Annotated in this window: 12 protein-coding genes; 9 read left to right on the top strand and 3 right to left on the bottom strand. The window is 72.1% G+C overall.

The genetic code is table 11. The features are described 5' to 3' along the window. Nucleotides 1-14: 14 nt before the first annotated feature. Complete coding sequence (locus H4W80_RS56630; RefSeq protein ID WP_192792594.1) at nucleotides 15-917, bottom strand: D-isomer specific 2-hydroxyacid dehydrogenase family protein; 903 nt, start codon at nucleotides 915-917, stop codon at nucleotides 15-17. Between the two features lie 107 nt (nucleotides 918-1024). On the opposite strand from H4W80_RS56630, the gene H4W80_RS56625 reads away from it, so the two are divergent. The 3 genes from H4W80_RS56625 (at nucleotide 1025) to H4W80_RS56615 (ending at nucleotide 4696) form a co-directional block, all read left to right on the top strand. Continuing rightward, nucleotides 1025-2338, top strand: a complete 1314-nt coding sequence (locus H4W80_RS56625; protein WP_192792593.1) for an acyltransferase family protein — start codon at nucleotides 1025-1027, stop codon at nucleotides 2336-2338. Between the two features lie 425 nt (nucleotides 2339-2763). Continuing rightward, a complete protein-coding gene (locus H4W80_RS56620) occupies nucleotides 2764-3954 on the top strand; it encodes a hypothetical protein (RefSeq protein WP_192792592.1) in 1191 nt (396 codons plus the stop codon). Nucleotides 3955-4054: 100 nt separating this feature from the next. Continuing rightward, on the top strand, nucleotides 4055-4696 hold the full coding sequence (locus tag H4W80_RS56615; protein ID WP_192792591.1) for a Uma2 family endonuclease: 642 nt from the start codon (nucleotides 4055-4057) through the stop codon (nucleotides 4694-4696). On the opposite strand, the gene H4W80_RS56610 is transcribed toward H4W80_RS56615, so the two are convergent. Then, a complete protein-coding gene (locus H4W80_RS56610; RefSeq protein ID WP_192792590.1) occupies nucleotides 4693-5316 on the bottom strand; it encodes an FMN-dependent NADH-azoreductase in 624 nt (207 codons plus the stop codon). The genes H4W80_RS56615 and H4W80_RS56610 overlap by 4 nt on opposite strands. Before the next feature lie 167 nt (nucleotides 5317-5483). On the opposite strand from H4W80_RS56610, the gene H4W80_RS56605 reads away from it, so the two are divergent. The 6 genes from H4W80_RS56605 (at nucleotide 5484) to H4W80_RS56580 (ending at nucleotide 13063) form a co-directional block, all read left to right on the top strand. Next, entirely contained in the window at nucleotides 5484-6689 is a 1206-nt protein-coding gene (locus H4W80_RS56605) for a sensor histidine kinase (protein ID WP_192792589.1), read from the top strand. Continuing rightward, nucleotides 6686-7357 (top strand): response regulator transcription factor, encoded by a 672-nt coding sequence (locus H4W80_RS56600; protein ID WP_192792588.1) that lies wholly within the window; start codon nucleotides 6686-6688, stop codon nucleotides 7355-7357. Before H4W80_RS56605 ends, H4W80_RS56600 begins: the two co-directional genes overlap by 4 nt. 315 nt (nucleotides 7358-7672) lie before the next feature. After that, nucleotides 7673-8917 (top strand): bifunctional glycosyltransferase family 2/GtrA family protein, encoded by a 1245-nt coding sequence (locus H4W80_RS63235; protein ID WP_192792587.1) that lies wholly within the window; start codon nucleotides 7673-7675, stop codon nucleotides 8915-8917. A gap of 25 nt (nucleotides 8918-8942) precedes the next feature. Then, complete coding sequence (locus H4W80_RS56590; protein WP_192792586.1) at nucleotides 8943-11027, top strand: ArnT family glycosyltransferase; 2085 nt, start codon at nucleotides 8943-8945, stop codon at nucleotides 11025-11027. Between the two features lie 67 nt (nucleotides 11028-11094). Continuing rightward, nucleotides 11095-12306, top strand: coding sequence for an FAD-dependent monooxygenase (locus H4W80_RS56585; protein WP_192792585.1), 1212 nt, complete (start codon nucleotides 11095-11097; stop codon nucleotides 12304-12306). A gap of 40 nt (nucleotides 12307-12346) precedes the next feature. After that, nucleotides 12347-13063, top strand: a complete 717-nt coding sequence (locus tag H4W80_RS56580) for a TetR/AcrR family transcriptional regulator (protein ID WP_192792584.1) — start codon at nucleotides 12347-12349, stop codon at nucleotides 13061-13063. A gap of 22 nt (nucleotides 13064-13085) precedes the next feature. On the opposite strand, the gene H4W80_RS56575 is transcribed toward H4W80_RS56580, so the two are convergent. Further along, nucleotides 13086-14372: an ABC transporter ATP-binding protein gene (locus tag H4W80_RS56575; protein ID WP_192792583.1), complete on the bottom strand. Its 1287-nt coding sequence runs from the start codon at nucleotides 14370-14372 to the stop codon at nucleotides 13086-13088. Nucleotides 14373-14457: the final 85 nt, after the last annotated feature.

The raw sequence follows: 14457 nt of genomic DNA, 5'->3' as shown, positions 1-14457 counted from the left end.
CGTCTGGGGGCGCCTCAGAAACCCTCGGACGGGGAGACCACGCCCTCCAGCGGGGCGCCGTCGCCGAAGCGCCGCACGTTGGAGGTGACGCGCTCGGTCAGGCCGCGCCAGTAGGAGGAGGGCGGGTTGGCCGAGTGGGGCGTGATGAGCACGTTGTCCAGGCTCCACAGCGGATGCCCGTCGGGCAGCGGCTCCGGGTCCGTGACGTCCAGCGCCGCGCCGCCGATGCGGCCGGCGCGCAGCGCGTCCACCAGCTCGTCGGTCACGACCAGGCTGCCCCGGGCGACGTTGACCAGCCAGGCGTCCTCGCGCATGAGCTCGAACTCCCGCTTGCCGAACATCCCCCTGGTCTCCGGCGTGGCCGGCGCCAGGACGACCACGTAGTCGGCCTCGGGCAGCACCTCGCGGTAGCGGGCGCGCGGCAGCACGAGGTCCGCGCCGGGTGCCTCGCCGCTGTCGGTGACCGCCAGGACCCGGCAGCCGAACGGCTCCAGCATCCGCATGAGCACCCGCCCGATGCCGCCGTAGCCGACGATCGCGACCGTCGAGCCCGCGAACTCCCTGGACGTCTTCGGCTCCCACGACTCGACCCGGGCCGACCGGTACAGCCGGCGCGCGGCCGCCAGCATCAGGGCCACCGCGTGCTCGGCCACCGGCAGGCCGTAGGAGCCGGTGGCGGCGGTGAACAGCGGGTGCTCGGAGATCAGCCCGGCGTCGGCGAACCGCTCGATGCCCGCGCTCGGCAGTTGCACCCAGCGGATGCCCTCGTGGAGCATCGGCCGCAGCTCGTCGGGGCCGCCGCCGAAGAAGACGATCGCCTCGGCCTCCTCCAGCGGCACGACCCGGCCGCCCGCCCGGCGCACCGCCTCGATGAGCACGGGCACCGGCTCGGGTCCGACATGGACGGCGACGGTCATGCTGGGGCCTCCTTCTCGCCACGGGATCACCAGCGTATCGGTGATGCCCGAGCACGACGTTCGCCGATGCCAGCATCTCTTCAGCCTTCGTGGGTAGGTTGGGGCGGGTGTCCGCCGTCGCCGCCCAGCCCGTGACCGCCCCCGTCCCCGCCGCCGCCAGGCTCGCGTGGCTGGACGCGCTCCGGGGGATCGGCGCGCTGGCCGTGGTGGCCGAGCACCTGCTGCCGTGGTTCCTGCCGCAGCTCAGGCCGTACTGGTTCAGCCTCGGCATCTACGGCATCGTCGTGTTCTTCCTGGTCAGCGGCTACATCATCCCCACGTCCCTGGAACGCCACGGCGACGTGCGCAAGTTCTGGATCAGCCGGTTCTTCCGGCTCTATCCCCTCTATCTCGGCGTGACCGTTCTCGTGCTGGCCCTGGCCTGGTGGGTGCCGGTGCGGCCGGAGGTGCCCAGGGACGCCAGCGCGGTGGCGGCGCACGCGACCATGCTGCTCGACGTCGTGAACGTGGGCGGCGTGGCCGACACGATGTGGACGCTGTCGTACGAGATGGTCTTCTACCTCCTGGTCACCGCGCTGTTCCTGATCGGGGGGCACGGGCGCAGCGGGCTGCTGTCGGTGTCGTTCGCGGCGGGGGCCGTGGTGGTGGGGCTCGTGGCGTCGGGGGCGGTGCTGACGGGCGGGTGGCCCGCCTACGTCTCCGCCGCGGTGTTCGTGGCCGGGCTGGCCTGCGTCGTGTGGGGGCGGCTGCGCACGGCCGCGGCCTGCGTGCTGGGGCTGATGGCGCTGGCGCTGCTGCCGCTGAGCAGCCGGGTGCCGTGGCTCGCGGTGGCGGTGCTGGCGGTGATGTTCGCGGGGACGGCCATCCACCGGTGGGAGCGGGGCCGCGGGCGGCTGTGGCCGGTCGCGGTGGCCGCGGCGCTGGTGGGGATCGCGCCGCTGTGGGCCGCCCAGGGCGGCTGGTGGTGGGTGCGGGCAGACGTGTGGCTGACGACGCTCGCGCTGGCCGGGGCCACGTTCGCGGCGGGGATGGCGCTGCGGGGACGGCGGCTGCCCAGGGTGCTGACCTGGCTCGGGCTGATCAGCTACTCGCTCTACCTGGTGCACCACCCGCTGCTGAAGTATTTCGTGGCGATCACCGGTGACCTGCGGCGGGCGGAGCCGGCGTACCAGCTCATGATGGCGGCGCTGGCCCTGGTCGTGGTGCTGGCCGTCAGCGCGCTCACCTACAGATACGTCGAACGGCCCATGCAGGCGCTGGGCCGCCGCCTCTCAGGCCGGCGCGCCCGCCGGCTCCAGGGCGAGGGCGATCGCGGGGTGGCGGGACAGGACGCGCGACACGACGGGGTCCTCGGCCATGAGGAGGCCGAGGTGCCGGACCGCGTGCGCGACCACGTTGGCCAGGGCGACGCGCTCAGGTGACGGGGTCGCGGGCGCCCGGCCCCTGGCGATCTCCAGCTCGGGCGCCTCGACCGCGGGCAGCCACGGCGCCGGGTCCGGGCAGACCACATAGGTCAGGACGACCCCGCTGTCCGGCTCGTAGCGCCAGCTCGTGGAGTGCACGACGGTGTCAGGGTCCTGGGGCTCGACCCCGCCGAGCCGGCGGGCCGCCTCGTCGGGGCTTTCCCCTCGCCGCTGCCGGGTAAGGGCATGCCGGTAGGACCAGCGATTGTCGGTGTCCACCCGTAGCATGAGCGTCTCAACCAGGATCACGTGTCTTCCCGTCACCGCCACCAACTTACTGCCAATCATATGCAAGTACGTCCCAGACGCATTGTCTCGATGCTCTTGAAAGCCGTGGCGGGCCCGGATGTAGTCGATGGCATGCGAGAGAGGGGCCGACAGCCATGCCGGGTTTGCTGGTGTTGATGGGGTCGGGCGAGACGAGCCCGACCATGGTCGAGATCCACCGCGCGGCGGCGCGTTCGCTGCGAGCCGGAGCGCGGGCCGTGCTGCTCGACACTCCCTACGCCTTCCAGGAAAACTCCGCCGACATCTCCGCCCGCGCCCGCCGCTACTTCGCGCGCAGCGTCGGCCTGGAGGTCGAGGTGGCGGCCGGGATCACGGGCGCCGACTGGGTCTTCTCGGGTCCCGGCAGCCCGACGTACGCGCTCGACCGGTGGGCCGGCTCGGGCGTGGCCGGCGACCTGCGTGCCCGGATCCGCGCGCGCGAGGGGGTGACGGTGCTGGCCTCGGCCGCCGCCTGCACGGCGGGCCTGGCCACCGTGCCGGTCTACGAGATCTACAAGGTGGGCGCGGACCCCCATTGGCGCGAGGGCGTCGACCTGCTGGAGCCGCTCGGGCTGCGGGCGGTGCTGATCCCCCATTTCGACAACGCCGAGGGCGGCACCCACGACACCCGCTACTGCTATCTGGGCGAGCGCCGGCTGTCACGCATGGAGCGCGAGCTGCCGCCCGGCACCGCCGTCCTGGGCCTCGACGAGCACACCGCCCTGATGATCGACCTCGAGACCGAGTCGGTGCGGGTGGCGGGCCGGGGCGGCCTGACCGTCCGCCTGCCCGGCTCCGCGACGGTCCTGCCCACGGGCACCCACACCGACCTGGCCGAGCTGCGCCGCCTGGCCGAGGGCGGCCCCGGCACGGGCGCCGCCACCCCGCCGCCCCCGGCGGACCCCGCCCCCGCCGAGGTGACGCTGGAGGAGACGATCCACACGTGCGAGGAGCTGTTCAAGGCGGCGCTGGCCCGTCCGGACCTGGTGGCGGCGGCCCAGGCGGTGCTCGACCTGGAGGCCGAGATCGTCAAGTGGGCGGCCGACACGGAGGAGGACGCCGGCGGGGTCGACCAGGCCAGGGAGCTGATGCGGCTGCTCATCGCCCGCCTCGGCGAGCTCGCCTCGACCGCCCGCCTCCGCTCTCAGAGCCTCCCCTCCCTGGTGGAGCCCCTGCTGGTGCTCCGCTCCCGGCTGCGCGAGGAGGGGCGCTACGACGTGGCGGACGCGGTGCGGGCGGCGATGCAGGAGGGCGGGATCCTCGTGGAGGACACCCCGGACGGGCCCCGCTGGACCTGCGCCTCCTGAGACATCCACTGACGGGATCGGTAAAAGGGGGGTAACGTGATCCCGTCACTCAAGGTGCTCACCCAAATGCCCTCTGTCATCTGTGGAAGGTGATGAGGCGATGACTGCTGTGCCGGATGAAGGTTGGCTGGTTGCCCATCCGCCACCACGGCGTGCCAGGCTTTTCGCCTTGCCGCTCACCACTGATGGCTACACGCTCGATGACTGGCTCAAACTGCCCGAAACAGGGGAACGGATCGAGTTGATCGACGGGTGTTTCGTCGTCAGTCCCCTGCCCTCCTATGGCCACGCGCTCGTGGCGAGTCGGCTGGTCCGCATCCTGGATGACGCGCGTCCTCAGGACTATGAGGTGGTCGGGGCGGGCAACCTCAAGGTCGGAGAGGACGGCCTCATCCCCGACGTCGTTCTTGGACGTGCCAAGGCGATACTCGAAGGCCCTGTCGCGCTCCCGGCGTCCGATGCCGTGTGCGTGGCTGAGGTTGTCAGCCCTGGCAAGGTGAGCCGGGACCGCGACTACACGATCAAGCCGCCCAAGTACGCCGCAGCAGGGATAGCAGTCTTCATCCGAGTCGACCTCGAGGGCGACGACGCACCCCGCGTCGAGGTCTTCAACCTGAGCGGCGAGGGCTACGAGCTCGTCGCGGAGGGGAAGGCGGGCAATGTCCTCTCGCTCGACCAGCCCTTCCCCTTGTCCTTCGACCCGGCCGTGCTGACCGGGCGGCGATCGACGACCCAGGGCTAGAACGTCCTGGCGAGCCGGCGGGCGTGTTCGTCGGCCTGCTTGCGTTCGGCCTCGTACGAGCCCGTGAGCGTGGGGTGGTGGCGGATCTCCTGGACGTCGGCGATGCCGGCCCAGCGGAGCCAGTCGCCGAAGTACGTCGACTGGAAGTCGTTGCCGAACTCCGGCCCCAGGCCGGGACCCCAGACGGCGCTGGTGTAGACGACGGCGGCGCGCTTGCCGGTCAGGAGGGGGCGGTAGCCGGTCTCCGGGTGCACGTCGAAGACCATCGCCGGCTGGCTGACCACGTCGATGAACTGCTTCAGCTTGTACGGCACGCCCCCGTTCCACATCGGCACGCTGAAGAGGTAACGGTCGTAGGAGTCGAAGCGCTCGAACGTCCGCACGGCCGCCGCCCACGCCCGTGCCTGCTCCCCCTCGGGCGTGCCACCGCCGAACACGGTCATCTTCGCGCCCGCGGCGGCGGGGCCGAACTCGGGGAGCGTGCCGTCCCACAGGTCGAGGTGGTCGACCGTCGCGCCGGGCCGGGCGGCGCGGTACTCCTCGACGAACGTCCGCGCGATGCCCAGCGAGATCGACTCGCCCCCGCGGGGAGAGGCGGAGATGTGCAGCAGTCTGCTCATGGTTTCCCATCCTTTCCGGACCGTGGTCCGATTACTGCCCACGAAAATACGGACTGCGGTCCGATTAGTCAAGCGGGTCGCACGCGGCTTGGTACTGCGGTCGCAGTAGGGCGGATGGGTACCAGGGGATGAGGGACTTCGCCCAGGTCAGACCTACCCTTTGAGAGGTGCGTACGCTGACCTGGCTGAGACGGGAGCTCCTTTCCCGGCCCTATGTGGCCGACACGGCCCTGGCCGTGTGCGTGTATGCGATGACGCTGCTGGCGCCGGGCGCACCTCCGCCGCCGGGCGCGGAGTGGCACGACCCGATGCGGCCTCTCACCTCGTACGACATCGCACTGGCCGCGGTCGTCTGCGGCGCTCTGGTCTTCCGGCGGCGATGGCCCCACGCCGTGCTCGCCGTCACGCTCACCGGGTTCACCGCCCATGCCATGCTCGACAGCGGGCGGAGCGCGCTGGACCTGGCGTCGGCGGTCGCGATGTACACGCTGGCCTCGCGATGCCCGCGCCGGCACGCCTGGATCTACGGCGGGCTCGCCGCGCTCGTGGTCGCCGTGGCCAGGGTCGTGTTCGGCGACAGCGCGTGGCTGGCGCCCGAGATGCTGGCGCCGATCGCGGCGATCGGCATGGCGACCGCCGTCGGGGACTCCCTGCGCAGCCGCCGGGCCTACGTGGCCGCCATCGAGGAGCGGGCGCGCAGGGCCGAGGAGACGCGCGAGGAGGAGGCCGAACGCCGGGTGATGGAGGAGCGGCTGCACATCGCGCGGGAGCTGCACGACGTGCTCGCCCACCACATCGCGCTGATCAACGTGCAGGCGCAGGTGGCCTCGTTCATGCTGGCGAGCGAACCCGAGCAGGCCCGCACGGCGCTGGGGCATGTCCGCGAAGCCGGCAAGGAGGCGCTGGACGAGCTGCGCACGACGGTGGGGCTGCTGCGCCGTCCGGGCAGCCGCGACGAGCTCCTGACCGAGCCCTCCCCGGGGCTGGATCGGCTGCCCGAACTGGTCGAATCCTTCACCGCCGCCGGGCTGAGACTCGGCTGGCTGCTCTACGGCGACCCGAGGCCGTTGCCCGCCCCGGTGGACCTCGCCGCGTTCCGGATCGTCCAGGAGGCGCTGACCAACGTGAGCAAGCACGCGCCGCGGGCGACCGCCACCGTGCGGATCGAGTACGCCGCCGACAAGGTGACCGTCAACGTGACCGACGACGGTCAGGGTGGTGCGGGCGGGATCTCCCCCGGGTCCGGTCACGGGCTGATCGGCATGCGGGAGCGGGCCCTGTCGGTCGACGGCGCGTTCCTCGCCGGGCCCGTGGACGGCGGCGGGTTCCGGGTGCACGCGGTGCTGCCCACCTCCAGGGAGAACAGGCGATGACCGTCAGAGTGCTGCTGGCCGACGACCAGGCGCTGGTCCGCGCGGGGTTCCGGGTGCTGATCGACTCGGCCCCCGACCTGCACGTGGTCGGCGAGGCCGCCAACGGTCACGACGCCGTACGGCTGGCGCGGGAGACCATGGCCGACGTGGTGCTGATGGACGTCCGCATGCCCGGGATGGACGGCCTGGCCGCGACGAGGGAGATCACCGGCGACGTGGCCATGTCCGGGGTCCGGGTGCTGGTCCTGACCACGTTCGAGATCGACGAGTACGTCTTCGCCGCGCTGCGGGCGGGCGCCAGCGGCTTCCTCGGCAAGGGGGTGGAGGCCGGCGAGCTGCAGGAGGCCATCAGGGTGGTGGCCAGGGGCGAGGCGCTGCTGTCGCCGTCGGCGACCAGACGGCTGATCACCCGCTTCCTGGCCGGCCCCGGCGTCTCGGCCCAGTACGTGCCCGAAGACCTGGCCGTGCTCACCGAGCGCGAGCGAGAGGTGATGACCCTGGTCGCCTGCGGGCGTACCAACGACGAGATCGCCGACCAGCTGGGGATCAGCCGGGTGACCGCCAAGACGCACGTCAACCGGGCCATGACCAAGCTGAAGGCGCACGACCGCGCCCAACTGGTGATCATCGCCTACGAGACCGGCCTGGTCCGTCCCCAGGCCCGCTGATCGGCCGGGAACCGCGAGCGCGGTAGCCGGCGCCCGCGTCTACTGCGATCGCCGCAGTTCAGAACCCTCCTCCAGGCGGACGTTCCCCCGGGGCGAGGCCACGAGGCTTGAAGGGTGAACCACGACGGCCCCGGCGCAGGGTCGCGCCCGGCGTCGTGCTGATCGCCGGTGACGGAGCCGTCCCACCGTGCGGTCTGACCTCCCTGCGAAGAGAAGTGGAAAGATGCCTGCTGCCCTTGCCGTCGTTCCCCCAGATGTCGGTCGTCGCCCCGGACACCGGCGAACTGAAGAAGCACGCGCGCCGCGAGGTCGGCGATGACCGACGCCATCCGCGGCCGGGGCGCCCTGTGCGACTTCCAGCGCGCGGAGCTGCCGAACCCCACGGTCGAGATCGTCATCCCCGTCTACAACGAGGAGCGCGCGCTCCCCGGATGCCTGCGCACCCTTCACGCGCACCTGCGTGAGCGGATGCCGTTCCCCTGGCGGATCACCGTGGCGGACAACGCGAGCCGTGACCGGACGCTGGAGGTGGCCCGGGAGCTGGCCGCCGAACTGCCCGGCACGAACGTGGTCCACCTCGACAGGAAGGGGCGCGGGCTCGCGCTGCGTACGGTGTGGGGCGCGAGCGAGGCCGACATCGTCGTCTACATGGACGTCGACCTGTCCACGCGCCTGGACGGGCTGCTGCCGCTGATCGCCCCGCTGGCCAGCGGCCACTCCGATCTCGCGATCGGCAGCAGGCTGGCCGCCGGCGCGCGCACCGTGCGCGGGCCGCGCCGCGAGCTGATCTCCCGCTGCTACAACGCGATCATCCGGCTCACCCACGGAGCCCGCTTCAGCGACGCGCAGTGCGGCTTCAAGGCCGCCCGTACGGACGTGCTCGGCCCGCTGCTCGAAAGGACACAGGACGACGCCTGGTTCTTCGACACCGAGCTGCTGCTGCTCGCCGAGCACAACGGGCTGCGCATCCACGAGGTCCCGGTCGACTGGGTCGAGGACGTGGACACCCGGGTCGACGTCGTCAGCACCGCCGCGGACGACCTGCGCGGGCTGTGGCGGGTGGCCCGCATGAAGGCGTCGGGCGCCGCGCGGGCCCCGTTGCCGAGGCGCCCCGCCCCCGCCGCCGAGCATCCCGACGCCGTGCTGGCCCCCGCCGGGGCGCGCTCCCGCATCACCTGGGAGGTCGGCTGCTTCGTGGCCATCGGCGTGCTCTCGACGGCCGGTCAGGCCCTGCTCTACTGGCTGCTGCGCGCGTGGTGGCCGCCCATGATCGCGAACCTGGTGTCGCTGCTCGTCCTCACCGTGCTCAACACCGAGGCCAACCGCCGTCTCACCTTCCGCTGGTCCGGCACGGGGGCCGGGCGGGCGCACCTGGGCGCTGGAGCCCTGTTCGTGCTCGGGTACGTCGTCACCTCCGCCGCCGTGCTGCTGTTCCGCAACGCCCAGCCCGAGGCGTCGGCCGCGGCCGAGACGCTCGTCCTCACCGCCTCGTCCGTCCTGGTCACCGCCGTCCGTTTCGTGGCGCTACGCCTGGCCGTCTTCCGCCGTACCACCCCCTGATCGTCTTCGGAGAAGCGAAGCACAGATGACCGACATCACCGAACTGCCGTCGCCGCCACGCGCCACCGGCCGTCACCTGCCCGGCTGGGCGGCCCCGGCCGCGCTGGCGGCGATCCTGCTCCTGGCCGCCGGCCTGTACGGCTGGGCCCTGGGCTCCCTCGGCTGGGGCAACAGCTACTACTCCGCCGCCGTGAAGTCGATGGGCCAGAGCTGGACGAACTTCCTGTTCGGCGCCTACGACCCGGCCGGCGTGATCACCGTCGACAAGCCGCCGGCGGCGCTGTGGCCGCAGGTCCTCAGCACCAAGGTCTTCGGCCTGCACGGCTGGGCGCTGATCCTCCCCCAGGTGCTGGAGGGCGTCGCCACGGTGTTCCTCCTGCACCGCACCGTACGCCTGTGGGCGGGCGAGGCGGCGGGGCTGCTGGCCGCGCTGGTCCTGACCCTGACCCCGATCACGGTGGCGATCAACCGCGACAACAACCCCGACACGCTGCTGGTGCTGACGCTGGTGGCGGCGGCGTACGCGCTCACGCGGGCCTTGCGGACGGCTTCCGGCCGGGCCGCCCTGCGGTGGCTGTGCGTCGCCGGGTTCCTGATCGGACTCGGCTTCCTGACGAAGATGCTGGCCGCCTGGATGGTGATCCCCGCCTTCGCGGCGGCCTGGCTGGCCGGCGCCCGGGGCCCCTGGCCCGGCCGGCTCGCCAGGCTGCTGGCCGGCGGCGCCGTCCTCGCGGTGTCCTCCCTGTGGTGGGTCGCGATGGTCGCGCTCTGGCCGGGAGAGCGGCCGTACGTCGGCGGCAGCACCGACGGCGGCGCCTGGGACCTGGTCGTCGGCTACAACGGCCTCGGCCGGGTCTTCGGCGGGAGCGGCGGCGGCATGGGCGGCTTCGGCATCTCCTTCGGCGGGGCGGCCGGTCCGGGGCGGCTCTTCAACGAGCAGGTCGGCGGGCAGATCAGCTGGCTCCTGCCGCTGTGCGGGGTGGCGCTGGCGCTGGTCCTGGCCGTCGCCGTGCTGCGCCGGCGCGGGGTCGCGACCCCCGGTGAGCCGTTGGCCGCGGCCGGATGGGTGCTGTGGGGCACCTGGCTGGTGGTCTGCGGGCTGGTGTTCGCCACGCAGCAGGGGATCTTCCACCCGTACTACACGACGCAGCTCGCCCCGGCGATCGCCGCCGTCACCGCGGGTTTCGTCACGACGCTGGCCCGCGCCCATCGCGCGGGGGCTCGCTGGGCGCTTCCGCTGGGCGCCGGGACCGTCGCGGTGACCGCGGTCTGGGCCTGCGCGATGATCGGGCGGGTCCCGTCCTGGAACGGCTGGCTGGTGTGGCCCGTGGGCGCGGCCGGAGTGGTGGCGGTCGTCCTGCTCCTGCTGTCCGCCGGCCGGCGACGGCTGCTGCCCGCGGCCCTCGGCGTCGCGGTCCTGGCGGTGCTGGCGGCGCCCGCGGCCTGGGCGATGAGCGTCCCCGGCGCCACGTCGGTGCTGGGCGGCGCCAACCCCACCGCGGGGCCGCCGGTCATGCCCTTCGGCCGCGGCGGCGGACCCGGCTCGGCCCCGGCCGGTTCCGGGCTCCCCGAAGGGATGCGGCTCCCACCGGGCATGGAACTCCCGCCCGGTATGGAGCTCCCGCCAGGTATGGAGCTCCCGCCCGGCATGGAGCTCCCCGAGGGCTTTCCCGGTGGGAGCTCGGGCGGCATGCCGTCCGGGCTCGCGGGCGGCTTCCCGGGTGGCTTTCCCGGGGGCGGCGCCGAGCTCACCGCCGACCAGCGCAAGATCCTCGACCATGCCGTCAGGAACTCCGGCTCCGCCCGGATCAAGCTCGCCGTCGAGGGTGGCGCCATGTTCGCCTCCACGTTCATCCTCGGCAGCGACGCCACCGTCATCGGCATGGGCGGCTTCATCGGCATCGACGACGCCCCGGCCGTCCAGCAGCTGAAGGACTGGACGGATTCCGGGCAGCTGCGCTTCGTCCTGGACACCGGCTGGGGCGGGATGGGCGGGTCGAGCACGAACCGCTCGCAATGGATGAAAGCGAACTGCGCCGTAGTCCCCGCCGCCGCCTATGGCGGAAGTTCCACGACCGGCGGCCTCACCCTCTACGACTGCGCGAACTGACCAACAGAACCAATCTGGTCAGTTCGTCGAATAGAGTCGTACCAACACGACAGAAGGGGAGTCCGGTATGAAGGACGCAGTCGGGCGTGGCCGTGCGCTGGTGGTGGGGCTCGGGATCGCGGGCATCGCCACCGCGCTGCGCCTGCGGCAGGTGGGCTGGGAGCCGGTGCTGGTGGAGCGGGCTCCGGCACGCCGCTCAGGCGGGTACTTCATCCTGCTGTTCGGCACCGGTGTCGCCTCCGCGGGGCGGCTGGGCGTGCTGGAGGCGATCGGCGACCGCACCCCGCGGTTTCCCCCGTACGAGGTGAACCGGGCCGGACGCCACACCGCCGGCATGAGCCTGGCCAACCTGCCCGGCAAGCCGCGGGTGGTGCTGCGCGGCGACATCGAGCGGGCGCTGTTCGCCGCGCTCCCGGCCGATGTGGAGATCCGCTATTCCACCGTGCCCACCCACATCGCCCAGGACGACTCCGCGGCGGAGGTCACCCTGCGCGACACCGCCTCCGGCGCCACCGTCACCGAGCGCTTCGACCTGGTGGTGGGCGCCGACGGGATGCGCTCGACCGTGCGCAGGCTGGCCTTCGGCCCCGAGGAGCACCTGCACCCGCTGAACTACATGATCGGCGCCACCGTGCTGGACCAGCCGATCGAGGGCCTCGGCCAGGGGCAGGGCCTGACCCTGGCCGAGCCGGGACGCTCAGCGTGGATCTTCCCCTTCTCCGACCACCCGCCGGGCCTGCTGTTCTCCTACCGCACCGGCGACATCGACGCCGAGTTCGCCCGCCCGCCGATCGAGTCCATCCGCGCCGCGTTCGGCCCGCAGCCCGCCGGACCGCTCCTGGAGAAGCTGTTCACGGCGTTCGAGCAGGCCCCGGAGTTCCTGTTCGACTCGGTGAACCAGGTCAAGATGCCGCGCTGGCACCACGGCCGGGTGGTCCTGGTCGGCGACGCCGCCTGGTGCGTGACCTTGTACGCGGGCATGGGCGCCTCCAGCGGCATCGCCGGCGGCGAGCTACTGGGCACCATGCTGCAGCGCCACCCCGGCGACCTGCCCGGCGCGCTGCGGGCGTGGGAGGCCCGGATGCGGCCCTTCATCCAGACCGAGCAGGACAGCGCGCTGATCATGCGCAGGATCTTCACGCCGCACGACCGCAAGGAGCAGGTCATGCGCGGCGCGATGCTGCGCCTCATGCGCGCGCCGGTCATCGGGCCGGCCATGGGCAAGATAATGAACGGTCCGGACATGAGGAACAAGACCTTCGACGTCGCCGCCGTGTGACCGACGCCGGCACGGAAGCACACGAAAGAGGACAGCCCACGTGAGCCAGCTGATCGAGCGCCACTCGCGCAAAGCCGCCCGCATCCTGGACAGCGCACGGGAGCTGGTGCTCGATCACGGCGTGCACAAGGTGACGGTCAGCGAGATCGCCCGCGCGGCGGGGGTCGGCAAGGGCACCGTCTACCTGTACTGGCCCGCCAAAGAGGACCTCATCCTCGGGCTGTTCGCCCGCGAACTGCTGGCCTTCCTGGACGAGATCACCACCCGCGTCAGCGCCGACCCCGCCACCGTGCTGCCGCACCGCCTGGCCCCGCTGCTGGTCCGCACCGGGCTGAAGTTCCCGCTGGCCCGCCGGGTGCAGAGCGGCGACGCCGACCTGCTGCGGCTGCTCACCCAGCAGGCGGGCGACCGCGAGCTGTTCGCCCGCACCACGCCCAGCGCCCTGTGCGAGGCGGGCATGCCGATCCATCACCGCCACGGGCTGATCCGCCACGACCGTCCGCTGCCCGAGCTGACCTACGCCGTGCACGCCGTGCTCACCGGGTTCGGCGCCGCCCTGTCCGACCCGGCCACCGCCGCCCTCGGCGTCGATCCCGACCAGGTTCTCGCCGACACCGTGGCCCGGCTGCTCGAACCCGCCGTCGCCCCCGGCGACCAGGCCGTCGCCGCGGCCGCCGAGGAGGTCCTCGTCTTCCTGCGCCAGATCCGGAAAGGAATGCTGGACCTCATCGAACGCAGCCAGACCCTCCAGCAGTGAACCGCGGGGCGGTGGCGGCGGGCTATCGGCGCGGGGGGTCGATGCGGGCGCCGTCGAGGGTGAAGATCATGATGCGGGAAAGGTCGATCGCGACCTTGGCGGCGTCGCCCGCGCGCCAGACGGGGCGGTTGCCCAGGCGGACGATCAGGTCGGAGCGGCGGTGGATGCCGCTGTTCGGGTGCTGGCCGACCTGCTCCTGCTCCTGGTGCTCCTCCTCCCGCTGCGCGGAGAAGATCCGCCGTACCAGTCCTGACAGCTTCCCCGAGCCGTTCTTGTTCGCGTTGCTCCGCTGGCGCGGGTCCGGCGGCTCCGGCACCGGTACGGCGGGCACCCCGCACTCCAGGTACGCCAGCCACTCGTGCCCGTGGTACTCCAGCGCCCGCACCCGCCCGAAGAACGACGGCCCGTCGTACGACTCCTGCACCGGCGCCAGCCCGTCCGGGCGCATGCCCACCAGCACCTGCCCGCCGGTGTGCTGCGAGATCGCGTACGCCCTCGGATCGCTCCACGGCATCGTGAGCTGGTGCGGCCCGAAGTCGAGCATGACGTACTGGTTCTGCGGCGTCCTGACAGTGGCCGCCAACAGGTTCAACTGCTGGGAGTTGAGGAACGCCGCCACGAACGCGGTGGCTGGATCGTTGTAAATCTGGGCGGGGGTGCCGACGTCCTGGAGCACCCCTCGGTTCAGGATGGCGATCCGGTCGGCGAGCGTGAGCGCCTCCACCTGGTCGTGCGTCACGTAGATCGTGGTGACGCCGAGCGACCTGACCAGCGCCGAGATCTCCATGCGCAGCTCGGTGCGCATGCCCGCGTCCAGGTTCGACAGCGGCTCGTCCATGAGGAACAGCTTGGGCTGGCGGACGATGGCCCGCCCCATGGCCACGCGCTGCCGCTGGCCGCCGGAGAGCGTGCCGGGGCGGCGGTCCAGCGTCTCGTCGATGTGTAACGCCTTCGACAGCTCGGTCACCCGCTCGCGCACCATCGCCGGGTCCGACTTGGCTATCTCCAGGGGGAAGGCGATGTTCCCGCGCACCGTCCGGTGCGGATACAGCGCGCCGTTCTGGAACACCATGGCGACGTCACGATCGCGCGGGGCCAGATGGTTGGCGAGCTCGCCGTCCAGCCACAGGTCACCGTCGGTGATCTCCTCCAGGCCCGCGATCATGCGGAGCAGCGTGGACTTGCCGCAGCCGGAGGGCCCGAGGAGGACGAGGAACTCGCCGTCTTCGGCCCGCAGGCTCAACCGGTCGACTGCGAGGTAGTCGCCCGGATACACCTTGGTCACTTTGTCGAGAACGACCGAGCTCATGGGCCCACACCTTGCGCGCGTGTCACCTGTGACGAGGCTGATTGAAGAGGTAGTACATCGCGCCTTAACGCTAGATGTCCACCCT

Origin of the sequence: Nonomuraea angiospora (genome assembly GCF_014873145.1) — a bacterium.
Lineage (GTDB): Bacteria > Actinomycetota > Actinomycetes > Streptosporangiales > Streptosporangiaceae > Nonomuraea > Nonomuraea angiospora.
This window is presented reverse-complemented; position numbering and strand designations above follow the sequence as displayed.

What these genes read in the sequence shown, in the direction of transcription:
- H4W80_RS56630 (WP_192792594.1), bottom strand. Translation starts at nt 917, where the DNA reads ATGACCGTCGCCGTCCATGTCGGACCCGAGCCGGTGCCCGTGCTCATC.
- H4W80_RS56620 (WP_192792592.1), top strand. Translation starts at nt 2,764, where the DNA reads ATGCCGGGTTTGCTGGTGTTGATGGGGTCGGGCGAGACGAGCCCGACC.
- H4W80_RS56615 (WP_192792591.1), top strand. Translation starts at nt 4,055, where the DNA reads ATGACTGCTGTGCCGGATGAAGGTTGGCTGGTTGCCCATCCGCCACCA.
- H4W80_RS56610 (WP_192792590.1), bottom strand. Translation starts at nt 5,316, where the DNA reads ATGAGCAGACTGCTGCACATCTCCGCCTCTCCCCGCGGGGGCGAGTCG.
- H4W80_RS56600 (WP_192792588.1), top strand. Translation starts at nt 6,686, where the DNA reads ATGACCGTCAGAGTGCTGCTGGCCGACGACCAGGCGCTGGTCCGCGCG.
- H4W80_RS63235 (WP_192792587.1), top strand. Translation starts at nt 7,673, where the DNA reads ATGACCGACGCCATCCGCGGCCGGGGCGCCCTGTGCGACTTCCAGCGC.
- H4W80_RS56590 (WP_192792586.1), top strand. Translation starts at nt 8,943, where the DNA reads ATGACCGACATCACCGAACTGCCGTCGCCGCCACGCGCCACCGGCCGT.
- H4W80_RS56585 (WP_192792585.1), top strand. Translation starts at nt 11,095, where the DNA reads ATGAAGGACGCAGTCGGGCGTGGCCGTGCGCTGGTGGTGGGGCTCGGG.
- H4W80_RS56575 (WP_192792583.1), bottom strand. Translation starts at nt 14,372, where the DNA reads ATGAGCTCGGTCGTTCTCGACAAAGTGACCAAGGTGTATCCGGGCGAC.